We start from the raw sequence: 22,182 nt of genomic DNA, 5'->3' as shown, positions 1-22,182 counted from the left end.
TTGGGCGGCGATGAAGCGGGGCCAGATGATCTTGAAGGGCTGGGCAGGCTTGGTTGCGGCGCTTGCCGCCCTCCCCGCGCTCTCCCAATCCTCCGCGCCCAATCCCGCCCAGCCGCCGCCGCACACCGCGCCCTGGCCCGATCTCGCCACCGGCCAGACCCCGGCCGAGCGGCGGCAGAGCTACGATCTCTCGCCCGAGCTCCATCGCGGCGTTCCCGCCAGCGCCATGCGCGCGCAGGCCGAGCGGCTCGAGCGTGCGCTTGCCGCGCTCCAGCCCCAGCGGCCCGGCACGCCCGACGCCTATGTCCTCACCGTCGCGCTCGACAGCGACCCGGTCTTCGCCCGCGAGGCGCGCGAGGCGGGGCGGGTGCTCGCCGCCCGCTACGGCGCCGCGGGCCGCACCCTGACGCTCGCCGGGCCCGACGGCACCCGCGACGATGCGCCCCACAGTTCTATCACCGCGCTGCGCCTGGCGATCGCACACCTCGGCAGCATGATGGACGGGCGTGAGGACGTGCTCGTCCTCTACACCACCAGCCACGGCAACGACCTCGGGCTTGCCTACCACTGGGGCGACAGCGGCTACGGCGTGCTCAGCCCCAAGGGCCTCAAGGAGGCGCTCGCCGAGGCGGGGATCAAGCGGCGGGTGCTGATCCTCAGCGCCTGCTATTCGGGCGTCTTCGTGCCGGTGGTCGCGAGCCCCGACACCGCGATCCTCACCGCCGCGGCCAGCACCCGCTCGTCCTTCGGCTGCATGGCGGAGAACGACTGGACCTTCTTCGGCGACGCGCTCATCAACCGCGCGCTGCGCCAGCCGGTCGGGCTCGAGGAGGCCGCGCGCATCGCCGGACGCTCGGTCGCCGAGTGGGAGGCGCGGTCGCGCTTCCTCGCCTCGCTGCCGCAGGTCAACATCGGCATGAACGCGCGCGGCTGGCTGCCGGTGATCGAGGCCGGCATGCCGCGCGAGGCCTCCAAGCCCGTCGGCCGCCCGGCCTTCGCCGAGTAGCGCGCAGCCCTGACCGGGCGTTTCGCGCCGTGTTGGAGACACATGAGACACTGTCCAGAGGCGGATTTCCTTCCGCTCCGAAGGGGTGTGCGCGGGGGGGCTTTCGACAGTCCCAAAGAGCCGATTGCGCAGGCGTAGCAAAGTGTGAAGCTGTAGGAAAATGCTTCTCCCCTCCCGCTTGCCCCCGGCTCGGAGGCCGGGGCGGGTATCGGCGCCGGGGGTGGGCACGCAAAAACCGCCTTCCTGACTGCCCCGCTTGACCTTGCTCGGCGGTAATGTATCCAGTGGATACATAGACCCCAGCAAGGCGATTCCCCATGACCCCCTTCGATGCCCTGAAGTCCCAGCTCTCCGCGGTCGTCCCCTTTGCCGCTTACGTGGGCGTCACGCTCGAGGAGATCGCCGAGGGCCGCGCCACCGCCACGCTCGAACAGAGCCACAACACCTCCAACCACATCGCCACGATGCACGCCGGCGCGCTGTTCACGCTGGCCGAAGCCGCCTCGGGCGCGGCGATGGCGGGGATGTTCCTCGAACGCCTCGCCGCCCTGCGCCCGGTCGCGGCAAGTTCCACCATCGCCTATTCCCGGCCCGCCAAGGGCACGATCACCGCGAAGGCGGCGGTCGATGGCGACAAGGCGGCGCTCTTCGCCGCGCTCGATAGCGAGGGCAAGGTGCGCTTTCCCGTCGCCATCACCATGGAGGATAGCGAGGGCCGCGAAGTCGCGCGGATGAGCGTCGACTGGCACGTCTCGGCCTTGGCGCGGGCGGCGTGATTGCCTAAGCGGAGCGAATGAACCGGCGTGTGGCCTACCACCATGGCGATCTTGCGGCGGCCGCGCTCGACGCGGCCGAGGAACTGGTGACCGAGGACCCCTCGGCGGGCTTCTCGCTGCGTTCGCTCGCCGAGCGGCTGGGGGTCGCGCACCGGGCGCTCTACAACCACTTCGAAGATCGCGAGGCGCTGCTCGCTGGGTTGGCGTCGCGGGGGTTCGAACGGCTCGCCGCCGCGCTCACTCCCGCACCCGATCCGGCCGCTTTCCTCGCCGCCTATGTCCGCTTCGCGCTCGGACAGCCGGGGCTCTACGCGGTGATGACCGGGCGCACCCACGCGCAGATCAACGCGCATCCCCCGCTGCGCGCGGCGGTCGACCGGGTGATCGCGGTCGCGCTCGATGCGCTCGCGACGCCGGGCGCGGATGACGACACGCGGCGGCGCCAAGTCATGCGGGTGTGGATGCTCGCCCACGGCGCGATCGGTTTGCAGCGCGCCGGGATGCTGAAGATGCGCGGCGACGAGGAATTCGCCGCCGAGGTATTGCAGATCGCGGGCCTCGCCCCGCCACAGGAGACGATGCGATGAACCCTGCCGATGCCATGCCTTTCTCGAAGCTCATGGGCGTGACCGTCACCGCCGCCTCTCCGCAGGGTGTCGAGGGCGAAATCACGGTGCGCGAGGACCTGTGCACCGCCGGCGGGATCATGCATGGCGGGGCGATCATGGCCTTTGCCGATGCGCTCGGCGCGGTGGGCGCGGTGGCCTGCCTGCCCGAGGGCGCCAAGGGCACGACCACGATCGAGAGCAAGACCAATTTCCTCGGCGCCGCGCCGGTCGGCAGCCTCGTGAAGGGCCGCAGCGTGCCGCTCAAGACCGGGCGGCGCATGTCGGTGTGGCAGACCACGCTGGAGACCGCCGACGGCAAGGCGGTGGCGGTGGTGATCCAGACGCAACTGGTGCTTTAGGGCGCCGCCCGCCGCGCCGAGATGATCTTCACCTCCGGCTCCAGCATCTGCCCCTTCATCACCCCGTCGCCCGCCTCCGGATCGCGCGGGGCGGCGAGGATCCGGGCGACGATGTCCATGCCGCCGGTCACATAGCCGAAGGCGGCATAGCCTGCCGCCCAGGCCGGATCGCTGGCGGCGGGGTCGGCGTCGAAGCCGGTCTGGTCCTCGATCATGATGAAGAAGTCGCCATCGGCATCGCCCGGCGCGGCCATCGCCATCGACAGCGCGCCGTGGGTGTGGGTGAGGCCGGTCGCGCTGGTCGGCTCGTGGGCAATCTTGGGGCGGATTCGCTTGGGATCGCCGCGCGTTCCGCCCTGTACAAGGCCCGAGGGCTTGCGTGTCCCTTCGAGATCCATCGCGCGGTAGAAGGTCGTGCCGTCGAAGCGCTTCTCGTCGACATAACGCAGGAAATTGCCCGCGGTGATGGGCGCGCGCCCGGTTTCGAGGGCGATGGTGACGGGGCCGAGCTCGGTCTCGAGCACCACGGTCACGCTCGCGGCCTCGGGGAAGGGGCGCACGCCCGGGCGGGCGGTGAGGACGGGGTCGGCGGCAGGGGCGGCGGCAGGCGGGCCGGGCAGCGCGAACTTGTAGAGCAGCGTGCGCTGGCAGCCGGGTTTTTGCGACCGCTCGCAATTCTGCAGATTGTCGTCCGCGATCATGTAGAGCGCCGTCGCGCCCTCTTCCTCGCGCACCGCCAGCCCTTCGAAATTGTCGAGCTTCAGCGGCGGGGCGAGGACCGCGAGCGGGGTGACGCCGTTGTCGGGGGCGAGCGCGACGATCGCGGTGCGGCTGCCTTCGTCCGCGCGGTAGCTGCGGAAGAGGACATAGCAGGTGCCGTCCGTCTTGCAGGTCGCATCTGTAGGCACGCCGCCGGAGGCCGCGATGCCTTCGGGCGCGGGGAGGGCGAAGGGCGTGGCCGCGCCGTCGGCGCCGATGCGCAGGCAGTTGGGGCGCGCCGGATCGGTCCATTCCCCGCAGGCGAGCACCCCGCCGGGGTAGGCGGCGAGCGTCTCGATCCCCTCGTTGGACGCGCCTGCGGGGAGCAGCGCGGCCGCTTGCGGATAGACGCCGCTCGCCGGGCCTTCGAGGTCGGCGAAGCGCCAGATGCGGTGCTCCTGCTCGAAAGCGACCAGCCACTCGCCCGAAGGGAGCCGGGTCAGCGCTTCGGCATCCCCGCGCGCCTTGCCATCCAGCATCGCGCCTTTGGGATCGCGCAGCGGCCCCAAGCGCACGCCGGCGACATCGGTGAGGCGGCCCTGCACCTCGTCGAGCGACAGTTCCATCCACCGGCCATCGTCGGTGATGGCGAAGAGCGAGTCCCCGTGCCATTCGAGGCTCGAGATCCCGCCGATGTCTGCCTTGTCGGGGAAGATCTCGACCCCGCCGCGAAACGCCAGCGCGCCCACCTCGGCGGCACCGAGGTCGGCGGGCGCGGTCTCGGGCAGGAAGGCATCGTCAGCCTCCGCGGCGAGCGGCGCGGCGATCAGCGCAAGGGCCGTGCCAAGGGTCTTTAGGGCGATCCGGGGCATCCATGTCATTCGTCCGGGTGTATCGTCGCTTCGACGAAGCGCAAGGCGGGAAGCGCATCGTTCAGCCGGGCGCAAGGTTTACAGGCGTAGTCGCCATGACTACAGGTGTAATCATCAAGCGAGGGAGACGCTGACGTGTCTGCATCAGAAGAGCATCCCGGAGAGCGCATCACCGAGGCCGAGCATGCGGTGATGGAAGTGCTGTGGGACCGCCCGCGCCTGACCGCCGCCGAGGTGTGCGAGGATGTCTGCGGGGAGCGCGACTGGAGCCTCGCCACGGTCAAGACCCTGCTATCGCGCCTGGTCCAGAAGGGCGCTGTCGCGGCCGAACCCGATGGCCGCCGCTTCCTCTATTCGCCGCTGATCGCGCGCGAGGCCTATGTCGGGGGCGAGAGCCGCCGGCTGGTCGACCGCCTGTTCGGCGGCAGGGCGGCCTCGCTGGTGGCACATCTGGCCGAGAGCGAGGCGCTGACCGAGGATGATCTCGCCGAGATCGAGGCGCTGCTGAAGGAGCTCCGCCAATGACCGGGGGCCTGAGCGCGGTGCTGCTCCAGACGCTGGTGTGGACCGGCGTGCTGATCGCTGCGGTGCTGCTGCTGCGCCGCCCCGTCGCGCGGCATTTCGGTGCCGAGGCGGCCTATGCGCTGTGGGCGCTGCCGCTGCTGCGCCTTGTGGTGCCGCCGGTGGTGCTGCCGGCGTGGATGGCGCCCAAGGTTGCTGCGCCTGCCACTCCCGTTCCCGCTGACGCGCCGCCGGTGCCCGATCCCGCGCTGCTCGAGGCCGCCGCCGCCTTGCCTGCGAATACATTGCCCGCCGCGCCAATCCCCGCGCCCGAGCCCGGGTTCGACCTCTTCGCTACACTCGCCGACTGGCCGTTCGCCGAGATGCTGCTGGCTGTGTGGCTCGGCGGGTCGGCGGTGTTTCTGGCCTTGCGCTTTGCCGCCTATTTCAGCTTGCGCGACCAGCTTTTGAAGGGCGGCCGCGAGCTTGGCCGTGCGCGGGGTCTGCTCGGCATGCCGGTGCGCCTCGTCGAGACGCCCGCAACCCTTGCGCCGCTGGCGATGGGCGTGCTCGATCCGGTGATCGCGCTGCCGCCCGGCTTCCTTGCGCTTCACGACCGCAGGGCACGCGATCTGGCGCTGGCGCATGAGCTTGCGCACCACCGCGGCGGCGACCTGCTCGTCAACATCCTCGTCCAGCCGCTGTTCGCGCTGCACTGGTGGAACCCGCTCGGCCGCTATGGCTGGCTTGCGCTCCGGCGCGACCAGGAGGCAGCGTGCGACGCGCGGGTCATGGCCCGGCGCGGCGCGCTGGAGAAGGCCGCCTATGCCGCGCTCATCGCCCGCTTTGCCGCCGCCCCCGGCACCGCCCACACCGCCGCCCTCACCGCGCCGATGGCGTGCCCGGTGCTCGGCGAGAAATCGATCATCCACCGCCTGAGGAGCCTTGCCATGTCCGATCTTTCCCCCCGCCGCCGCATGGCCGGCCGCGCGCTGCTCGGCGCGGGTCTGCTGGCGCTGCCGCTCACCGCCTCGATCACCTATGCCGCGAGCGAGAGCGTGCTGGAAGCGCCCGAAGCGCCCGAGCCGCCGGCGCCGCCCGTTCCCCCGTCCCCGCCCGAGGCGCCCGAGGCTCCGGACGCGCCCAAGGCGCCGAGCATCCTGCTGATCGATCCCGATGCTCCCCAGGCGCCCGGCGAATCCCGCGTGACCGAACGCGTCTGGCGCGATGCCGAGGGCAAGGAACGCCGCGTCAAGATCGTCACGCGCAGCCGGACCGATGGCGAGGCCCTGGCCCGCGATCTCGAAGGGGTCGAGGGCCTCAGCAAGGCCGAGCGCGAGGAAATGCTGGCCGAGGTTCGCGCCGGGCTTGCCGAGGCCGACCGGGCGCTTGCCGATCTGCCGCGCATCATCGCCTTGGCCCGCGCCGAAGCCGCCAGCGCCCAGGCCGAAGCCCGTGCCAGCGCCGCTGCGCGCCCGCGCGTGATTGTCCGTCAGGCCTGCGATCAGAGCGGCGAGGAGGTATCCGAGACCACCAGCAAGGACGGCGTCCAGATCGTCAGCATCTGCCAGAAGCGCATCCATGCGAGCGCGGTGATGGGCCTCAAGGAAGCGCGCGCGGAAATCGCGGCGGACAAGGACATCCCCGAGGAGACCCGCAAGCAGCTGCTGCGCACGCTCGATGCGCAGATCAGCCGCTGGAGCAGCGGCCGCGAAAGCTGATAGCCACAAGGGCTGATCGGGAGCCCCGGCGGGGGCGGGAAGGGGGCGTAGCCGCCTACTTCCCGCCCGCTGCCTTTGCCTCCTTGGGCCGCGCCGGATAGGCGCAGCCGCGCCCGAGGCCCCAGCCTTTCAGAAAGGCGCGGCGCACCATCCCCGCGGTGTAGGCCGCCCGCTCGTTGCGGTCCGCCTCGGCCGCCCCGCTCGCCTCGCGCACCAGCCCGCGGAAGGGGATGAACGAGCCAACCACGCTCTGCCCGACCCGGCCTTCGCTGATCCGCTTCTCGCCGTCATCCTCGGCAATGTCGTAATCGGCACCCAATACCATATCGAGATCGGCGATCGCGCGCACCAGTGCGTCGCACTTGGCAAGGCCCGCGGTCGCATAGGGATCGCGCACGGCTGCTTGCAGCACTTGCGGGATGTCGCGCGAATCGATGTTGAGATCGCGCAAGGGGGTTTTGGCGACCTCCTTCGCATCGGGTTCGGGCATGACCTGCGCGGTGAGGGGTGCGGCAAGGCCCCATCCGAAAGCGGCAAGGCTGGCCAAGAGGACAGGGCGCATAGGTATCAAGCTCCTTCGAAATAGACGTCGCACGCGGTGTCGTCGGCCGCCTCCAGACCGCGCCGCAGCGCGTCCATGCGCTGGCGGCTCGAGCCGTGGGTGAAGCTTTCGGGATTGACCCCCTGACCCGCGTTGCGCTGGAGCGTATCGTCGCCGATGGCGCTGGCGGCTTTCAAACCTTCCTCCAAATCGCCCGGTTCGATAAGATTGCGGTTCTTGCCCGCCCACATCCCAGCATAGCAATCTGCTTGAAGTTCCATGGCCACCTGCAGGCGGTTGCCGGCGGCCGGATTGCGGCGCTGGGCGGCGCGGACCTGATCGGCGATGCCGGTGAGGTTCTGGATGTGGTGGCCATATTCATGCGCGATCACATACAGCCGCGCGAAATCCCCGCCGGTGCCCGGCATCTGGGCGAGCTGATCGTAGAAGCCGGTATCGATATAGATGCCCTTGTCGGCAGGGCAGTAGAACGGGCCGACGGCCGCACTTGCGCTGCCGCAGCCCTGCGTTGTCACCTGTCCGTTGCGGTAGAGATCGAGCACCGGCTGCTCGAAGGCGATTCCGGCGCGCTGGAAGGTCGCCGCCCATGTGGCATCGAGACTGGTGAGTGCGTTGCAGGCCTCGCGCGCATAGTCGCTCTGGGTGCAGACCTCCTGTTCGCTGAGCTCCCGCCCGCTCCCGCTTTGGGCAGGGGCGGTCTGCTGCTGGACGCCCTGCAGCACCCCGATGGTCTGCATCGGATCGAGCCCGAACACGAGCGCGCCAATCAGCGCGATCACCAGCGTTCCGCAGCCGATCCCGCGCGGGCCCATGCCGCCGCCGCCGCCGCCATCGGACGAGCGGACGTTGATTTTCGACGTGTCGAACGGCCCCAGACGCATTTTCGATTCCTCCCCTTGGTCCCCCGGGATGCAACAATTTTATTGGACAGCCACGAGCCACACGGCAAAAGCGAACGCCAATTGCCCGAACGTGCAGGAGATGCGGCCAATGCTCAAGGACAAGCGTGCTCTGGTGACGGGCTCGACCTCGGGGATCGGGCTTGCGATCGCGCGCGCACTGGCGGCCGGGGGCGCAGAGGTGATTCTGAACGGGCTGGGCGACCCGGACGAGATTGCCGCGCTGTGCGAGGAACTGGGTGCGACCTACAACGGCGCCAACCTGATGGACGCGGCCGCCATCGCCGCGATGATGGACGAGGTGGGCACGGTCGATATCCTCGTCAACAATGCCGGGATGCAGCACGTCGCCGCGATCGAGGCCTTCCCGCCCGAAAAATGGGACGCGATCATCGCGCTCAATCTCACCGCCGCCTTCCACACCACGCGCCTCGCGGTGCCGGGGATGAAGGCGCGCGGATGGGGCCGGATCATCAACACTGCGAGCGCGCATTCCGCCGTCGCCTCGCCGTTCAAGAGCGCCTATGTCGCGGCCAAGCACGGGCTTGCCGGCTTCACCAAGACCATCGCGCTGGAACTCGCGCAGAACGGCATCACCGCCAACTGCATCTCGCCCGGCTATGTCTGGACCCCGCTGGTCGAGAACCAGATCCCCGACACCATGGCCGCGCGCGGGATGACGCGCGAAGAGGTGATGAACGACATCCTCCTCGCCAAGCAGCCGACCAAGGAGTTCGTCGCGCCCGAGGATGTCGCCGCGCTGGCGGTGTTCCTGTGCTCGCCGGCCGCGCGCGGGATCACGGGCGCCAACTACGCGATCGACGGGGGCTGGACCGCCGAATGAGCCCGTCGCGCTGGCTCGCCCTTCTGGCACTGCTGTTCGGCCCGCTGGCACTTGCCGCCTGCGCGCCGCAAGCGCCCCGGGCGGCCAGCGTTCCGGCGGAGGACCGTGCCGCCATCGCCGCGCGGCTCGAGGCCGATATCGCGGCGCTTTCATCCGACGCACTGGCAGGGCGCAAGCCCGGCACGCAGGGAGGGCGCGATGCCTATGCCTGGATCGAGAAGCGCATGGGCGAGGCGGGCCTCGTCTCGGGGACCAATGATCCCGGCTCCTACTGGCGCCTGCCGGTCGACCTGCTGAGCGCCCAGCCCGAGACCGCGCAGCTGGTGCTCGGCCAGGGCAAGCGGCGGGTGGTGGTCGCAGCCGAGGCCGCCGCGGTCTACACCCCGCGCCGCCGCGCGCTTGCCTTCGGCGGGCCGGGGACGGGGGTGCCGGTGGTGTTCGTCGGCTACGGCGACGGCTCGGTGCTCGGCGATGCGCTGGCGGGCGCGGTGGCGGTGATGCTCGCCGATCCGGGGCGCGACGAGGCGCGCCGCATGGCCCTGTTCCGCCAGCGCGCCACCGCCGTGCTCACCGTGGTTCCCGACAGCGAGGCGCTTGCCGCGGTGCGCGCGAAAGCGGAACGCCCGCGCCTCCAGCTCGCGAGCGAGGAGCAGGACAACCTTGCCGCCTTCATCACCGACAAGGCCTTCGGCGAGGTGATCGGCGTGCGCCGCTGGACCTCGTGGAAGGCCGAGGCGCAGGACCACGCCTTCTCGCCGATCGAACTCAACCTTGCGGTCAGCCTCGAGGCGACCAGCGACCGCCGGGAGTTCGCCAGCCAGAACATCATCGGCATGATCCCCGGCAGCGCGCCGGGATCTGGCGCGGTGCTGGTGCTGGCGCATTGGGATCACCTCGGCGAATGCGGGCCGCCCGCCGCGATCGACCGGATCTGCAACGGTGCGGCCGACAATGCCAGCGGCATCGCGATGATGCTCGAACTGGCGCAGCGTCTGAAGAACGGGCCGCCGCTGGTGCGCGACATCTATTTCCTCGCCACCACCGCCGAGGAGCCCGGGCTGCTGGGTATCCGCGCCTTCGTCAAGGACCCGCCGCTGCCGCTGGCGAGCATCATCGCGGCCTTCAACCTCGACATGATGGCGGTCGCCCCCGCCGGGAGCGCGGTCGGCTTTATCGGGCGCGGGACGGACGCCGCGCTCGATGCGGCGGTGCTCGCGGCGGTGGATCGCAGCGGGCGCGCGCTCGGCGACCAGAGCCTTGCCGACAGTTTCCTGCAGCGGCAGGACGGCTGGGCGCTGGCCCAGGCGGGCGTGCCTGCGGTGCTGCTGTCGAGCACCTATGGCAGCCGCGCGATCCTCGATCCCTTCATCGCCGCGCGCTACCACCAGCCCTCGGACGAGGTGGCGGGAATCGAGCTGGGCGGTGCGGTCGACGATCTGCTGCTCCACGAGGACCTGATCCGCCGCATCGCCGACCCGGCACGCTATCCGGCAAAGGACGACACCCGCCCCTAGCGCAAGCGGGCAGGTGTCGTTACATGGGCCGCCACGAATCTCCCGCCAGAGGAGAACCTCCTCCCTCATCTGCGAAAGTGGCGCTCCATGGATATCCCGCTCGGTCTGACCTTCGATGACGTGCTGCTGCGCCCGGCGGAGAGCAACGTCCTGCCGAGCATGGCCGACACCTCGACCCGGCTGACCCGCGAGATCCGCCTCAACATCCCCGTCCTGTCCTCGGCGATGGACACCGTGACCGAGGCGGACATGGCGATCGCGATGGCGCAGCTGGGCGGCATCGGGGTGCTCCACCGCAATCTCGACATCGACGCGCAATGCGCCGCGGTGCGCGCGGTCAAGCGTTACGAGAGCGGGATGGTGGTCAACCCCATCACGATTCAGCCCGACGCGACACTGGGCGAGGCGCAGGCGCTGATGCAGGCCAACCGCATCAGCGGCATCCCCGTGGTCGACGCGGGCGGCAAGCTGGTCGGCATCCTTACCAACCGCGACGTGCGCTTCGCCGAGAACCCCGCGCAGCCCGTGCGCGAGCTGATGACCACCGAAAACCTCGCCACCGTGCCCTTGGGCACGTCGCAGGAGGAGGCGCGCCGCCTGCTCCATGCTCGGCGGATCGAGAAGCTGCTGGTGGTCGACGATGCCTTCCACTGCATCGGCCTCATCACGGTCAAGGACATCGAGAAGGCGGTGAACTATCCCCACGCAACCAAGGACGGCTCCGGCCGCCTGCGGGTGGCGGCGGCAACGACCGTGGGCGATGCGGGCTTCGCACGCACCGAGGCGCTGGTCGATGCCGAGGTCGACGTGATCGTGATCGACACCGCCCACGGCCACAATATCGAAGTCGCCCGCGCGGTCGAGCGGGTCAAGAAGCTCTCGAACGCGGTGCAGGTGATCGCCGGCAATGTCGCCACCGCCGAGGCGACCCGCGCGCTGGTCGATGCAGGGGCGGACGCGGTCAAGGTCGGGATCGGGCCGGGCTCGATCTGCACCACCCGGGTGGTCGCGGGCGTGGGCGTGCCGCAGCTGACCGCGATCATGGAAAGCGCTGCCGAGGCCGCCAAGTCGGGCGTGCCGGTGATCGCCGATGGCGGCCTGCGCACCAGCGGCGATGCGGCCAAGGCGCTCGCGGCCGGCGCGTCCTCCGTCATGATCGGCTCGATGCTCGCCGGCACCACCGAAAGCCCGGGCGAGGTGTTCCTCTACCAGGGCCGCTCCTACAAGGCGTACCGCGGCATGGGTAGCGTCGGCGCTATGGCGCGCGGCTCGGCCGACCGCTATTTCCAGCAGGACGTCTCGGCGATGAAGCTGGTGCCCGAAGGGATCGAGGGACAGGTGCCGTTCAAGGGCCCGGCGGCGGACGTGGTCCACCAGCTCGTCGGCGGGATCAAGGCGGCGATGGGCTACACCGGCTCGCGCACCATCACCGACCTGCAGGAACGCGCGCAGTTCGTGCGGATCACCAATGCGGGGCTTTCGGAAAGCCACGTCCACGATGTCGCCATCACCCGCGAGGCTCCCAATTACCCGACGCGGTAAGACCAGTCTCGCCGCTAGGCTTCCGGCGGAGGGGCAGCCTTGCGTTTGGCAGCGCGTTCGGCACGACGCTCTTTCTCCCGCGCGCGCACCGTGTCCCAATAGGCCTTGTGGCGCTTGGCCCACCGCCAGTTCAGCACCATGAACGGAACCGGGAGCCAGAGGGCCAAGAATTTGAGAACCTGGGAGAGCGATCCGGTGAGGAGATACGGGCTGCAGGGCAGCACCAGTGCCATGCGGAACGCGGCCGCGCCGCGGCCTCGACCGTTGCCATCCAAGGGATCGCCTATGCAGCGGACGAACAGATCGGTATCCGCAGCGACAAAGGCGATGACCAACAACAGGGTCGGAAACGCCCAGAATCGCTTGAGCCCGATGCCGCGGCTTTCGCGGATTTCCCGTTCCTCTGGCGTCAGCCTGCGTCGCATCGCAGCGACTATGGCACCGCATTTTCTTATTGAGCAACCCCGATGACCCCCGCCGCGCGCGTTCAGGCCGCTATCGAGCTGCTCGACCAGATCATCCCCGCCGCGCGCTCCAAGGGCTCGCCGGCTGACCGCCTGATCGCCGACTATTTCCGCGTGCGCCGCTATGCCGGGTCGAAGGACCGCAGGGCAGTGCGCGATCTCGTATACCGCGCGATCCGGCTGTGCGGGCCGGTGCCTGCGAGCGGACGCGCGGCGATGCTGGCGGTGGCGGGGCAAGACGGGGCGGTAGCGGCGCTGTTCGACGGCTCGCCCCACGGGCCTGCGCCGCGCGGGGAGGGCGAGGAAGCCGCCAGCACCGGCCTCGCGCCCAAGTGGCTCGCTGCCGCCTTGCGTGCCTCAGAGCTCGGCGGGCGCGAGATTGCCGCGTTGCTCGACCGCGCGCCGCTCGATCTGCGGGTCAACGCGCTGAAGGCCGACCGCGAGGGGCTGGTTCTCCCCGAAGCAGGCGAGGCGCTGGCGAGCGCGCAGGGCCTGCGCTTCGCTTCGGGCACGCCGGTCGAGCAATGGGAGGCCTACGAACAGGGCCTTGTCGAAATCCAGGACCTCGGATCGCAACTGATCGTCGAGGCGCTCCCCGTTTCCCCCGGCGACACCATCATCGACCTGTGCGCAGGTGGCGGGGGCAAGACTCTGGCGCTCTCGGCGCGACTCGGGAACGCCGCGAACCTCGTCGCCGCCGACACCGACAAGCGCCGGCTCGGCAACCTCGCGCCCCGCGCCGCGCGCGCCGGGGCGGCGGTGGATCATATTGTCCTGCTCGATCCGGGCCGCGAGATGCGCAGCCTCCACCCCTGGGCGAACAAGGCCGATCACGTGCTGGTCGACGCGCCGTGCTCGGGCAGCGGGACATGGCGCAGGAGCCCCGAGGGGCGCTGGCGACTCGACCCCGCCGAACTCGCCCGTCTTAACCATTTGCAGGACCACGTCCTCGGCCTCGCCGCGCAGCTTACCCGGCCCGGCGGGACCATCGCCTTCGTTACCTGCTCGGTTCTCGATGCGGAAGGCGCAGACCGCGCCGCCGCCTTCCTGACGCGCCATCCCGGCTGGAAAGCCGAGGATCTGGCGCTCCCCTTCGGCACGCCCCGCGGTGCAGGAATCCGCCTCGATCCGCTCCATCACGGCACGGATGGTTTTTTCGTCGCGTGCTTTCGTTCACCATGATAGCTTGCAGTGTTATGACCCAGCCGTCCGGTTCCCGGTCTCAAGCACTGAAGGAGCTTCTGATGCGTTTCGCGCCCGCTGCCGCCGCCCTCTCGCTGTGTCTCGCCATGACGGCGAGCATTTCGATTGCCGGCGACGATGCGGCGCCCGATCCGCGGGCCGCGGCGCTGATCGCGCAGGGACAGGCATTGCTGGCGGCGGGCGAGGCCCAGGCCGCGACCGACGCGTTCGAGGCGGCGCTGGCTGTCGACCCGGGCTACACGCCGATCTTCATCGACCTTGCCGATGCCGCCCGCCAGCAGGGGCTGCAAGGCAAGGCGATCCGCTATTACCGCGAGGCGCTGGAACGCGATCCGGGCAATTTTGCCGCGATCTCGGGCGAGGGCGCGGCGCTGGTGGAAAAGGGCGCGGTCGAGAAGGCCAAGCGCAACCTTGCCAAGCTGCAATCGCTGTGCGGGGACGAATGCCCCGAGACGGTGGCGCTGCAATCGACCATCGCCCGCGGTGCCCCTGCGCGGCTTGCGGTCGAAGGCAAGAGCGACGGGGCGACCTCGAACTGAGGCATCAGATCAGACTGCGGAACTCCGCCAGCACCTCTTCATAGACCGCGCGCTTGAAGGGGATGATGAACTCCGGCAGCTGTTCGGGCGCGATCCAGCGCCAGGCGTGGAATTCGGGCGGGTCGTGGGCCTCGAGGTCGATGTCGGCGTCTTGCCCGAGGAAGCGGCCGAGGAACCAGTATTGCTCCTGCCCGCGATACTTCCCCTTCCACAGCTTGCCGACGAGCTCGGGCGGCAGGTCATAGCGGATCGGGCGCGAGCCTTGCGCGATGATCTCGACCAGGTCGGGGCCGACGCCGGTTTCCTCTTCGAGCTCGCGCAGCGCGGCGGCGCGCACGTCCTCCCCCTTGTCGATCCCCCCTTGCGGCATCTGCCAGAAGCCGTGCGCGGTGGGGTCGATCCGTTCGCCGACGAAGACGAGCCCGTCGCGGTTCACCAGCATGAAGCCCGCGCAGGGGCGGTAGGGGAGGGTCTCGGGGTCGATCATGCGGGATTGCCCAGCATGAATTTCATCGCCGCGACGATGCGTTCGAGATCGCCTTGGGTGCTGGGCACCATCTGGCGCAAGTTGACGAAGGAGTGCGTCACGCCGCGCATCTCGAGGAACACGCAGTCGCGCCCCGCATCGACCAGCGCCTTGGCATAGGCGCGGCCCGAATCGCGGATCGGATCGAGGCTGGCGGTGACGACGATGGTGGGCGGGGCGTTGCTGTGGTCGGAGAGGATCGGGAAGCCGCGCGGATCGCTGCGGTCGGCGGCATAGGCGGTATCAAAAAAGCCCATGGTCTCGGCGGTGAGGACGAAGCCTTCCGAGAATTGCGCCATGCTCGCCGAGCCATTGGCGTCGGCGACCAGCGGGAAGATCGGCACTTGCAGCAGCACAGGGACGGCGGCGGGTTGCTGCCCAAGCAGTTGGCTGACGACCACGGTCGCGTTGCCGCCCGCCGAATCGCCGATGGTGACGATGCCGTTGGCGGTGAGGCCGAGTTCGGCAGGCGAGGAGGCCACCCACCGCGTCGCCGCCTCGCAATCGAGGATCGCCGCGGGGAAAGGCGCCTCGGGCGCGCGGGCATAGTGGACCGCAACCAGCGGCAGATCCATCAGCGCCGCGATCTCGGTGCACAGCGCGTGGTGGGTGTCGAGATCGCCGATCACGAAGCCGCCGCCGTGGTAGAAGGTGATGACGGGGGTGGGCCCCTCGCGGCTTTCGCGCGCGTCGTAGAGGCGGAGCGGGATGTCGCCCGCCGGGCCGGGGCAGGCGAGGTCGCGGATCACGGGGAGCTGGCGTGCGGGGCGGTCGGCGAGGTTGTGCAGCGCCTGATAGGAGGCACGCGCTTCCTCCAGCGTCATGTCGACGATCTTGGGCCCGTTCACCTGCGCCATCATGTCGAGGAAGGCCTTCATGTCGGGGCGGATGAAAGGCGCGTCGGTCATCGTGGTTCTCTCCCTTTGTCGGGCCGTGCGATAGGCGAGGGAACGGCGGATTTCCACTCGCTAGATTGCAGGCGGCGCGCTAGCCAGCGAAGTCATGGACAATCTGACACATAGCTTGGTCGGCGCGGTGATGGGGCAGGCGGGGCTCAAGAAGACCACCGGCCTTGCCATGCCCGCCCTCATTATCGGCGCGAACCTGCCGGACGTGGACGCGGCGTGCTTTTTCTGGCTCGAGGGCACCGAGCACCTCGCCTTCCGCCGCGGCATCACCCACGGCCCGCCCGCGCTGGTGCTGCTGCCGCTGGTGCTGGCGGGCCTGTTGTGGGGCTGGGACCGCTGGCAGACCAAGCGCGGAACGCGGGCCGAGGGGCGGCTGCCGGTGCGCTTCGGCTGGCTCTATGCGATGGCCTTCATCGGCTGCCTCAGCCACCCCTTCTTCGACTGGCTCAACGTCTACGGCATCCGGCTGCTGGAGCCGTTTTCGAGCCAATGGTTCTACGGCGATACGCTGTTCATCATCGACCCGTGGCTGTGGGCGCTGCTGATCGCGAGCGTGTGGGTGTCGCGGCGGCGGGAGAAGGCGGGGACGGCGAAGTGGGCGCGGCCCGCGCAGGTGGGGATTGCGGCGGTGCTCGCCTATATTGGGGTGAACGGGGCAGTCTCGCGGATCGAACGTCAGCATTTTGCGAATACCGGTCCCTATCTCGAATGCTCAGAGACAGCGGAGGCCTGCAGTTGGGCGGTGATTGCCTCACCAGTCCCGATCATCCCGTGGGAGCGCGAGATGATTGCGAATTACCCGGTTGGGCGGTGGACGATTGGCACGCAGGTGGTTGGCGATTGCGAACTTCCCGACTTCACCGAGGCTCGCCGCACCAATTCCCAGCTCGACGCCTTCCTGTTCTGGTCGCGCGTGCCCTTTCTTACCCGCGCGGATGATGGATCGGTGGTGCTGCGCGACGCGCGTTTCACCGACCCGCGGGTGGGGGACAGGTTCAGCCTCGCGCTGCCCGATATGAAGTGCGAGGAACTTCCCAGCCCCTAATTCGTCATTGCGAGGAGCCAAAGGCGACGAAGCAACCCATGGACCTCACCGCTCGGCCATGGATTGCCGCGGCGACTACGTCGCCTCGCAATGACAAGAGAATTTCAGGACCAAATGCTCCAAACCCAAATCCTATGGCTGCGGCGCGATCTGCGCTTGGCCGACAACCCCGCGCTCTACCACGCCGCCAAGGCTGGCCCCGTCATCGCCGTCTACATCCTCGACGACGAGAGCCCGAAGCACCACGCCTATGGCGGGGCTTCGCGCTGGTGGCTGCATCATTCGCTGGCGAGCCTTGCGAAGTCCCTCGAAGGGCGGGGCAGCAGGCTGATCCTCCGGCGCGGCGATGCGGTCGCGGTGCTGACCCAGCTGGCGCAGGAGACGGGCGCGACCACCATTCACGCCAATTGCCATTACGAGCCGTGGTGGCTCAATGCCGAGCGCAAGCTCGCCAAGAGCCTCGACCTGCAACTCCACCACGGCAACTACCTGATGGTGCCGGGCAGCATCACCACCGGGACGGGCGGGCAGTACAAGATCTACACCCCCTTCAGCCGCGCCGTCCGCGCCGAATTCCCGCCGCGCACCGAAGTCCCCGCGCCCGAGCGTCTCGAAGCCCCGGCAAGCTGGCCCGCCTCGGATGATCTGGCCTCGTGGAACCTCCTCCCCACCAAGCCCGATTGGGCGGGCGGAATGCGCGACTTCTGGGAAGTGGGCGAGGAAGCGGCCCACAAGCGCCTCGCCGCATGGGAGGCCGACGTTGACGACTATGACGACAAGCGCAATCTGCCGAGCGTCGACAAGGTCTCGCGTCTCTCGCCGCATCTGCATTTCGGCGAAATCAGCCCGATCCAGATCTGGCACCGGTTCAAGGACCGCTCCTCCAAGGGCTGGGAAACCTATGAAGGCGAGCTGATCTGGCGCGACTATTCGCAGAATGCGATCCTGCAATTCCCCGCCTATGCCACGCAGAACTACCGCGACGATTTCGACCGCTTCCCGTGGCGCGATCCCGCCACCGACGAGACCGCCGCGCGCGATCTGAAAGCCTGGCAGCAGGGCCGCACCGGCTATCCGATCGTCGATGCCGGGATGCGCCAGCTGTGGCAGATCGGGTGGATGCACAACCGGGTGCGGATGATCACCGCGAGCTTCCTCATCAAGCACCTGCTGATCGACTGGCGCGAGGGCGAGAAGTGGTTCTGGGACACGCTCGTCGATGCCGACTACGCCTCCAATGCCACCAACTGGCAGTGGACCGCGGGGACGGGGGTGGACAGCAACATGTTCAGCCGGATCATGGCACCGCTCAGCCAGTCCGAAAAATTCGACGCGGCGCGTTACATCCGCACCTATGTGCCCGAGCTGAAAGGGCTGGAAGAACCCTACGTCCACGATCCCGAGGAATTCGGGCGGCGGCCCGCAGGCTATCCGCGCAAGATCGTGCCTCACAAGGCCGCGCGCGAGCGGGCGCTGGCGGCATTGAAGACGATCAAGCAGTCCTGACGCGGGGCTTGCCCCCGACGCCCCGGCCCGCCTATGCCTCTCGCCGACAACAAGACGAGAGGGTGACATCATGGGCTTGAAACACGGCATGCTGGCGGGCGCGGCATTGGCGCTGGCGCTGAGCGGGATCGCGCCGCTCCACGCGCAGACCGCCGCGGACGCCCCTGCGCTCGCCCGACCGCCGCAATATCCCGAAGCGCCCATCGCGCGGCTCACGCAGCCCCCGGCGCGCGACCAGTCCGAACTGCAGGTGCTGTTCTGGTCCGATGCCCAGCGCGCCGAGCGCTTCCGCGCAATGGAGCAGTGGTTCGCCGGGCACGAAGTCCCCGCCGCGCCCGCCCCTCGCGCGCTGGCCAAGGGCGCAGCCCTTTCCGACGCGCTGCAGGCCGATCTCAAGGCAGTGATGGCCGAGACCAACACCGCCGGGATGATGATCCTCGAAGACGGCGAGGTGCGCTTCGAGGCCTATAACCTCGGCCTCGGCCCGACGGATCGCTGGACCAGCTTCTCGGTCGCCAAGAGCTTCACCTCGACCCTGCTGGGCGCGGCGATCAAGGACGGGTTCATCACCAGCCTCGATGATCCGGTGACGAAGTATATCCCCGGCCTTGCGGGCAGCGCCTATGAGGGCGTCACCGTCAGGCAGCTCGCCACCATGACCAGCGGGGTCAAGTGGAACGAGGACTATGCCGACCCCAAGTCCGACGTCGCGCAGATGAACCGCTTCGTGGTTGAATACGGCGCCGACGCCATCGTCGCCCAGATGAAGGCGCTCCCGCGCGAGGCGGAGCCTGGGACCAAGTGGGTCTACAAGACCGGCGAGACCAACCTCATCGGCGTGCTGGTGGAAAATGCCGTGGGCAAGCCGCTTGCGGAGTATGCCAAGGCGAAGATCGTCGATCCGGCCGGGTTCGAGAGCGACCTGTTCTGGATGGTCGACCCGAGGGGCGGCAATATCGGCGGGTGCTGCCTTTCGATCCGCCTTTCGGACTATGCACGCATGGGGCTCTTCGCGCTCGAGGGCGGGAAGGGCGTGGTGCCCGAGGGCTGGTTTGCCGAAGCCGGCAAGGCGCAGGTGAGCTTCGGCCCGAACGCGCCGGGCTTCGGTTACGGCTACCAGTGGTGGGCCTATCCCGGCGGCAATTACGGCGCCCAAGGCATCTTCGGGCAGGGCATCACGCTGGTGCCGTCCAAGGGCCTCGTCATCGCCTTCGTCGGCAACTGGTCCAAGGCGAGCGGCGGGCCCGAGCGGGCGCGGTTGCTCGCCATGGCGCCGCGGATCATCGCCGAGGCGGACTAGGCGCCCCGGTGGCGCCCGCGCGTCAGATCGCCTGGCGGTAGAAGCCCACGTTGCTGTAGCGCTGCAGGATGTTGTCGTGGACGATCGGGCTCAGCAGCTCGCTGAAGGCGCAGCCGACGATGCAGTTGTCCCACCACACCACTTCGGCCTGAAGCGATTCGAGGCCGGGCAGGGTCAGCCAGCACATCTGGCCTTCGTGCATGCGGTTGATCGAGGCGGCCGAGAAGCCAGAGATCGACAGGTCATGCACCACGCTCTGGAAGGCGCGGCCTCCCGAGGCTCGCAGGGTGGCGGGGATCGTCAGCCGGGTGCGGGGGCCGCAGCGGTCTTCCTGTGACGCAGTGCGGTAGGGATCGGTATGGGGCGGCATTGCCGTATTGCCTTCTATCGAAGCCTGCGGTCTCTCTGGGGCGAACTGGTCCTACCGCAAGAATGCGCAGATCAGTCTTAACCGATCGCTCCGATCTTTGGTGAACGGCGGCTTAGGCATGCCGCCCGCGGGACGGCTCAGCCGATCCGTTCGCGGTGGAGGACCTCGAAGCCCTCGGTCAGCAGCGCGGCGAGCCTTTCGGCGACGACCTCGGGGCCCTTGAGCTTGGAGGCGTCCTCACCCGGATAGGCGCGCGCGCGCATCTCGGTGCGGGTCGCGCCCGGATCGACGATCGCGACGCGAAGGGGGCTGAGGCGCTCGACTTCGGCGGCGTAGGTCGCGAGCAGGTTCTCGAAGGCCGCCTTGGTCGCGCTGTAGGCCCCCCAATAGGGGCGCGGGTCGGCCGCGACCGAGCTGGTGAGGCCGATGATCTTGCCGGCACGCGCGCGGCGCAGCAGCGGATCGAAGCCGGCGATCAGCGCCTGGGTGGCGACCAGATTGGTGAGCAGCGCCTGGTTGAACTGCTTGGGCTCCATCTGCGAGGCGGGTGTCAGTTCGGGCAGATAGGCCGCCGCCAGCACCATGATGTCGAGCGTGTCCCAGCGCCCGGCGATGGCGGCGGCGAGGCGGCTGACGGCATCGGGCTCGGTCAGATCGAGCGGGGCGATGGTCGAGGTGCCGCCCGCTGCATGGATCGCGTCCTCGACTTCCTCCAGCGCCTTGACCTTGCGCGCCACGAGAATGACGTGCGCGCCCGCGGCGGCCAGGGCCTTGGCGGTGGCGGCGCCGATCCCGCGGCTCGCTCCGGTGACGAGCGCGGTCTGGCCGGCGAGCGGCTTGGCGGTGGTGGTATCGGTCATGTCGGGTCAGGCAGCCTTGGGGTCAGCGAAGGGGAGCTGGGCGCTCTTGGCCTCGGCGAGCGCGAGGTCGGTGAGCGAGGTGGGGTAGTCGCCGGTGAAGCAGGCGTCGCAGAACTGCGGGCAGGCCTTTTCGCGCCCCTGCTTGCCGACCGCGCGGTAGAGCCCGTCGATCGAGATGAAGGCGAGGCTGTCGGCCTTGATGAAATCGCGCATCGGCTCCAACTCCATACGCGCGGCGAGCAGCTTGGAGCGTTCGGGCGTGTCGACGCCGTAGAAGCAGGAATGCGCGGTCGGCGGGCTGGCGACGCGGAAGTGGATTTCCTTCGCGCCCGCCTCGCGCATCATCTCGACGATCTTGAGGCTGGTGGTGCCGCGCACGATCGAATCGTCGATCAGCACGATCCGCTTGCCTTCGACGAGCGCGCGGTTGGCGTTGTGCTTGCGCTTGACGCTCGAATGGCGCGCGCCGTCGCCCGGCTGGATGAAGGTGCGCCCGACATAGTGCGAGCGGATGATGCCGAGCTCGAAGGGCAGGCCCGAGGCTTGCGCAAATCCGATCGCGGCGGGCACCCCGCTGTCGGGCACCGGCACGACAAGGTCGGCCTCGCACGGGGCTTCGAGGGCCAGCTCGACGCCGATGGCCTTGCGCGCCTCGTAGACGCTGCGGCCGGCGAACACGCTGTCGGGGCGGCTGAAATAGACGTGCTCGAAGATGCAGGGCCGCGCCGGCGGGCTGCCGAAGGGGCGCACCGAGCGGATCTCGCCCGCGAAATCGACCAGCACCAGCTCGCCCGGCTCGACCTCGCGGATCAACTCGGCGCCGACCACGTCGAAGGCAACCGTCTCGGAGGCGAACAGGATCGCGTCACCCATCCGGCCCATCACCAGCGGGCGGATGCCGAGCGGATCGCGGCAGGCGATCATGCCCTCGGGCGTCATCACGATCAGCGCATAGGCACCCTCGACCAGCCGCAGCGCATCGACCAGCCGGTCGGCGATGGTGGGATAGCGGCTGGTGGCAACGAGGTGGATGATAACCTCGGTGTCCGAGGTCGACTGGAAGATCGAGCCCTTGTTGACGAGGTCGGTGCGCAGCGACATCGCGTTCGAGATATTGCCGTTGTGGGCCACCGCAAAGCCGCCGCTGGCAAGGTCGGCGAACAAGGGCTGGACGTTCCTGAGGCCCGATCCGCCCGTGGTCGAATAGCGCACGTGGCCGGCTGCCATGTGGCCGGGCAGGGCGGCAATCGCCTCGGAGCTGGAGAAGTTCTCGGCCACGTGCCCGAGGCCTCGGCGGGCGTAGAACTCGCTGCCGTCGAAGCTGACGATCCCGGCGGCTTCCTGCCCGCGGTGCTGGAGCGCGTGGAGCCCGAGCGCGGTGGTCGCGGTCGCATCGCTGGCGCGGATCACCCCGAAGATGCCGCATTCCTCGCGCAGCTTGTCGCCATCGGCATCGAGGAAGGGATGGGTTACATTCAGGAGGCTCATCGGCATCACCAGACCTGTTCGCGTGCACACCCGCGTTGGCGCGCCCCCCCAATGGCGATGTGACGGATCA

At 69.1% G+C, this 22,182-nt stretch carries 23 protein-coding genes; 14 read left to right on the top strand and 9 right to left on the bottom strand.

What is annotated here, in order from left to right:
• The first annotated feature begins 10 nt into the window (after positions 1-10).
• From AX708_RS00705 to AX708_RS00690, 4 genes are all read left to right on the top strand, one after another.
• Positions 11-1,006 (top strand): C13 family peptidase, encoded by a 996-nt coding sequence (locus tag AX708_RS00705; protein WP_066530905.1) that lies wholly within the window; start codon positions 11-13, stop codon positions 1,004-1,006.
• A gap of 317 nt (positions 1,007-1,323) precedes the next feature.
• On the top strand, positions 1,324-1,782 hold the full coding sequence (locus AX708_RS00700; RefSeq protein ID WP_066530909.1) for a YiiD C-terminal domain-containing protein: 459 nt from the start codon (positions 1,324-1,326) through the stop codon (positions 1,780-1,782).
• A 17-nt stretch (positions 1,783-1,799) separates the two neighbouring features.
• Entirely contained in the window at positions 1,800-2,369 is a 570-nt protein-coding gene (locus AX708_RS00695) for a TetR/AcrR family transcriptional regulator (protein WP_066530912.1), read from the top strand.
• Positions 2,366-2,749, top strand: a complete 384-nt coding sequence (locus tag AX708_RS00690) for a PaaI family thioesterase (protein WP_066530914.1) — start codon at positions 2,366-2,368, stop codon at positions 2,747-2,749. The genes AX708_RS00695 and AX708_RS00690 overlap by 4 nt, the downstream gene beginning before the upstream one ends.
• Here the strand turns inward: AX708_RS00690 and AX708_RS19620 are convergent.
• Entirely contained in the window at positions 2,746-4,329 is a 1,584-nt protein-coding gene (locus AX708_RS19620) for an esterase-like activity of phytase family protein (RefSeq protein WP_082747186.1), read from the bottom strand. The genes AX708_RS00690 and AX708_RS19620 overlap by 4 nt on opposite strands.
• Before the next feature lie 126 nt (positions 4,330-4,455).
• On the opposite strand from AX708_RS19620, the gene AX708_RS00680 reads away from it, so the two are divergent.
• Both AX708_RS00680 and AX708_RS00675 read left to right on the top strand, forming a co-directional pair.
• Positions 4,456-4,845: a BlaI/MecI/CopY family transcriptional regulator gene (locus AX708_RS00680; RefSeq protein ID WP_066530933.1), complete on the top strand. Its 390-nt coding sequence runs from the start codon at positions 4,456-4,458 to the stop codon at positions 4,843-4,845.
• Entirely contained in the window at positions 4,842-6,542 is a 1,701-nt protein-coding gene (locus tag AX708_RS00675) for a M56 family metallopeptidase (protein WP_066530936.1), read from the top strand. Before AX708_RS00680 ends, AX708_RS00675 begins: the two co-directional genes overlap by 4 nt.
• 55 nt (positions 6,543-6,597) lie before the next feature.
• On the opposite strand, the gene AX708_RS00670 is transcribed toward AX708_RS00675, so the two are convergent.
• Positions 6,598-7,104 carry a hypothetical protein gene (locus tag AX708_RS00670; protein WP_066530937.1) on the bottom strand — a complete coding sequence of 169 codons (507 nt, stop codon included), beginning with the start codon at positions 7,102-7,104 and terminating at the stop codon, positions 6,598-6,600.
• Positions 7,105-7,109: 5 nt separating this feature from the next.
• Entirely contained in the window at positions 7,110-7,985 is an 876-nt protein-coding gene (locus AX708_RS00665) for a neutral zinc metallopeptidase (RefSeq protein ID WP_066530939.1), read from the bottom strand.
• A gap of 100 nt (positions 7,986-8,085) precedes the next feature.
• On the opposite strand from AX708_RS00665, the gene AX708_RS00660 reads away from it, so the two are divergent.
• The 3 genes from AX708_RS00660 to guaB all read left to right on the top strand — a co-directional run bounded on the left by AX708_RS00660 (position 8,086) and on the right by guaB (position 11,903).
• Positions 8,086-8,847, top strand: a complete 762-nt coding sequence (locus AX708_RS00660; RefSeq protein ID WP_066530941.1) for a 3-hydroxybutyrate dehydrogenase — start codon at positions 8,086-8,088, stop codon at positions 8,845-8,847.
• The gene (locus AX708_RS00655) at positions 8,844-10,361 is read left to right on the top strand and encodes a M28 family peptidase (protein ID WP_066530948.1); all 1,518 of its coding nucleotides are present in this window, start codon (positions 8,844-8,846) and stop codon (positions 10,359-10,361) included. Before AX708_RS00660 ends, AX708_RS00655 begins: the two co-directional genes overlap by 4 nt.
• Positions 10,362-10,448: 87 nt before the next feature.
• Positions 10,449-11,903, top strand: coding sequence for an IMP dehydrogenase (guaB, locus tag AX708_RS00650; RefSeq protein WP_066530951.1), 1,455 nt, complete (start codon positions 10,449-10,451; stop codon positions 11,901-11,903).
• Positions 11,904-11,917: 14 nt separating this feature from the next.
• Here guaB and AX708_RS00645 read toward each other — a convergent pair whose 3' ends face one another.
• The gene (locus AX708_RS00645) at positions 11,918-12,328 is read right to left on the bottom strand and encodes a hypothetical protein (protein WP_066530957.1); all 411 of its coding nucleotides are present in this window, start codon (positions 12,326-12,328) and stop codon (positions 11,918-11,920) included.
• A 42-nt stretch (positions 12,329-12,370) separates the two neighbouring features.
• Here AX708_RS00645 and AX708_RS00640 point away from each other — a divergent pair, with 42 nt between their 5' ends.
• Both AX708_RS00640 and AX708_RS00635 read left to right on the top strand, forming a co-directional pair.
• Positions 12,371-13,549, top strand: a complete 1,179-nt coding sequence (locus AX708_RS00640) for an RsmB/NOP family class I SAM-dependent RNA methyltransferase (RefSeq protein ID WP_066530960.1) — start codon at positions 12,371-12,373, stop codon at positions 13,547-13,549.
• Between the two features lie 62 nt (positions 13,550-13,611).
• A complete protein-coding gene (locus AX708_RS00635) occupies positions 13,612-14,109 on the top strand; it encodes a hypothetical protein (RefSeq protein ID WP_197426161.1) in 498 nt (165 codons plus the stop codon).
• Positions 14,110-14,113: 4 nt separating this feature from the next.
• Here the strand turns inward: AX708_RS00635 and AX708_RS00630 are convergent, their stop codons facing one another.
• Both AX708_RS00630 and AX708_RS00625 read right to left on the bottom strand, forming a co-directional pair.
• A complete protein-coding gene (locus AX708_RS00630; protein WP_066530968.1) occupies positions 14,114-14,596 on the bottom strand; it encodes an RNA pyrophosphohydrolase in 483 nt (160 codons plus the stop codon).
• Entirely contained in the window at positions 14,593-15,543 is a 951-nt protein-coding gene (locus tag AX708_RS00625) for an alpha/beta hydrolase (RefSeq protein WP_066530970.1), read from the bottom strand. Before AX708_RS00625 ends, AX708_RS00630 begins: the two co-directional genes overlap by 4 nt.
• Positions 15,544-15,637: 94 nt before the next feature.
• Here AX708_RS00625 and AX708_RS00620 point away from each other — a divergent pair, with 94 nt between their 5' ends.
• The 3 genes from AX708_RS00620 to AX708_RS00610 all read left to right on the top strand — a co-directional run bounded on the left by AX708_RS00620 (position 15,638) and on the right by AX708_RS00610 (position 19,394).
• Complete coding sequence (locus AX708_RS00620) at positions 15,638-16,588, top strand: metal-dependent hydrolase (RefSeq protein ID WP_066530977.1); 951 nt, start codon at positions 15,638-15,640, stop codon at positions 16,586-16,588.
• A gap of 114 nt (positions 16,589-16,702) precedes the next feature.
• On the top strand, positions 16,703-18,094 hold the full coding sequence (locus AX708_RS00615; protein ID WP_066530978.1) for a deoxyribodipyrimidine photo-lyase: 1,392 nt from the start codon (positions 16,703-16,705) through the stop codon (positions 18,092-18,094).
• 70 nt (positions 18,095-18,164) lie between these two features.
• Positions 18,165-19,394, top strand: a complete 1,230-nt coding sequence (locus tag AX708_RS00610) for a serine hydrolase (protein ID WP_066530979.1) — start codon at positions 18,165-18,167, stop codon at positions 19,392-19,394.
• 22 nt (positions 19,395-19,416) lie between these two features.
• Here the strand turns inward: AX708_RS00610 and AX708_RS00605 are convergent, their stop codons facing one another.
• The 3 genes from AX708_RS00605 to purF all read right to left on the bottom strand — a co-directional run bounded on the left by AX708_RS00605 (position 19,417) and on the right by purF (position 22,118).
• On the bottom strand, positions 19,417-19,764 hold the full coding sequence (locus AX708_RS00605) for a PilZ domain-containing protein (RefSeq protein WP_066530981.1): 348 nt from the start codon (positions 19,762-19,764) through the stop codon (positions 19,417-19,419).
• Between the two features lie 137 nt (positions 19,765-19,901).
• Complete coding sequence (locus AX708_RS00600) at positions 19,902-20,624, bottom strand: SDR family NAD(P)-dependent oxidoreductase (RefSeq protein WP_066530994.1); 723 nt, start codon at positions 20,622-20,624, stop codon at positions 19,902-19,904.
• Between the two features lie 6 nt (positions 20,625-20,630).
• A complete protein-coding gene (gene purF, locus AX708_RS00595; protein WP_197426162.1) occupies positions 20,631-22,118 on the bottom strand; it encodes an amidophosphoribosyltransferase in 1,488 nt (495 codons plus the stop codon).
• Positions 22,119-22,182: the final 64 nt, after the last annotated feature.

This window comes from Erythrobacter sp. CCH5-A1, from assembly GCF_001557115.1.
In the GTDB taxonomy this organism is placed as follows: domain Bacteria; phylum Pseudomonadota; class Alphaproteobacteria; order Sphingomonadales; family Sphingomonadaceae; genus Erythrobacter.
This window is presented reverse-complemented; position numbering and strand designations above follow the sequence as displayed.

Bases quoted from the DNA above. Each gene is read 5' to 3' on its own strand.
- AX708_RS00655 (WP_066530948.1), top strand. From the start codon at position 8,844: ATGAGCCCGTCGCGCTGGCTCGCCCTTCTGGCACTGCTGTTCGGCCCG.
- AX708_RS00690 (WP_066530914.1), top strand. From the start codon at position 2,366: ATGAACCCTGCCGATGCCATGCCTTTCTCGAAGCTCATGGGCGTGACC.
- purF (WP_197426162.1), bottom strand. From the start codon at position 22,118: ATGCCGATGAGCCTCCTGAATGTAACCCATCCCTTCCTCGATGCCGAT.
- AX708_RS00705 (WP_066530905.1), top strand. From the start codon at position 11: ATGAAGCGGGGCCAGATGATCTTGAAGGGCTGGGCAGGCTTGGTTGCG.
- AX708_RS00630 (WP_066530968.1), bottom strand. From the start codon at position 14,596: ATGATCGACCCCGAGACCCTCCCCTACCGCCCCTGCGCGGGCTTCATG.
- AX708_RS00675 (WP_066530936.1), top strand. From the start codon at position 4,842: ATGACCGGGGGCCTGAGCGCGGTGCTGCTCCAGACGCTGGTGTGGACC.
- AX708_RS00620 (WP_066530977.1), top strand. From the start codon at position 15,638: ATGGACAATCTGACACATAGCTTGGTCGGCGCGGTGATGGGGCAGGCG.
- AX708_RS00700 (WP_066530909.1), top strand. From the start codon at position 1,324: ATGACCCCCTTCGATGCCCTGAAGTCCCAGCTCTCCGCGGTCGTCCCC.
- AX708_RS00635 (WP_197426161.1), top strand. From the start codon at position 13,612: ATGCGTTTCGCGCCCGCTGCCGCCGCCCTCTCGCTGTGTCTCGCCATG.
- AX708_RS19620 (WP_082747186.1), bottom strand. From the start codon at position 4,329: ATGACATGGATGCCCCGGATCGCCCTAAAGACCCTTGGCACGGCCCTT.
- AX708_RS00605 (WP_066530981.1), bottom strand. From the start codon at position 19,764: ATGCCGCCCCATACCGATCCCTACCGCACTGCGTCACAGGAAGACCGC.
- guaB (WP_066530951.1), top strand. From the start codon at position 10,449: ATGGATATCCCGCTCGGTCTGACCTTCGATGACGTGCTGCTGCGCCCG.
- AX708_RS00615 (WP_066530978.1), top strand. From the start codon at position 16,703: ATGCTCCAAACCCAAATCCTATGGCTGCGGCGCGATCTGCGCTTGGCC.
- AX708_RS00645 (WP_066530957.1), bottom strand. From the start codon at position 12,328: ATGCGACGCAGGCTGACGCCAGAGGAACGGGAAATCCGCGAAAGCCGC.
- AX708_RS00600 (WP_066530994.1), bottom strand. From the start codon at position 20,624: ATGACCGATACCACCACCGCCAAGCCGCTCGCCGGCCAGACCGCGCTC.
- AX708_RS00610 (WP_066530979.1), top strand. From the start codon at position 18,165: ATGGGCTTGAAACACGGCATGCTGGCGGGCGCGGCATTGGCGCTGGCG.
- AX708_RS00665 (WP_066530939.1), bottom strand. From the start codon at position 7,985: ATGCGTCTGGGGCCGTTCGACACGTCGAAAATCAACGTCCGCTCGTCC.
- AX708_RS00660 (WP_066530941.1), top strand. From the start codon at position 8,086: ATGCGGCCAATGCTCAAGGACAAGCGTGCTCTGGTGACGGGCTCGACC.
- AX708_RS00625 (WP_066530970.1), bottom strand. From the start codon at position 15,543: ATGACCGACGCGCCTTTCATCCGCCCCGACATGAAGGCCTTCCTCGAC.
- AX708_RS00670 (WP_066530937.1), bottom strand. From the start codon at position 7,104: ATGCGCCCTGTCCTCTTGGCCAGCCTTGCCGCTTTCGGATGGGGCCTT.
- AX708_RS00640 (WP_066530960.1), top strand. From the start codon at position 12,371: ATGACCCCCGCCGCGCGCGTTCAGGCCGCTATCGAGCTGCTCGACCAG.
- AX708_RS00695 (WP_066530912.1), top strand. From the start codon at position 1,800: ATGAACCGGCGTGTGGCCTACCACCATGGCGATCTTGCGGCGGCCGCG.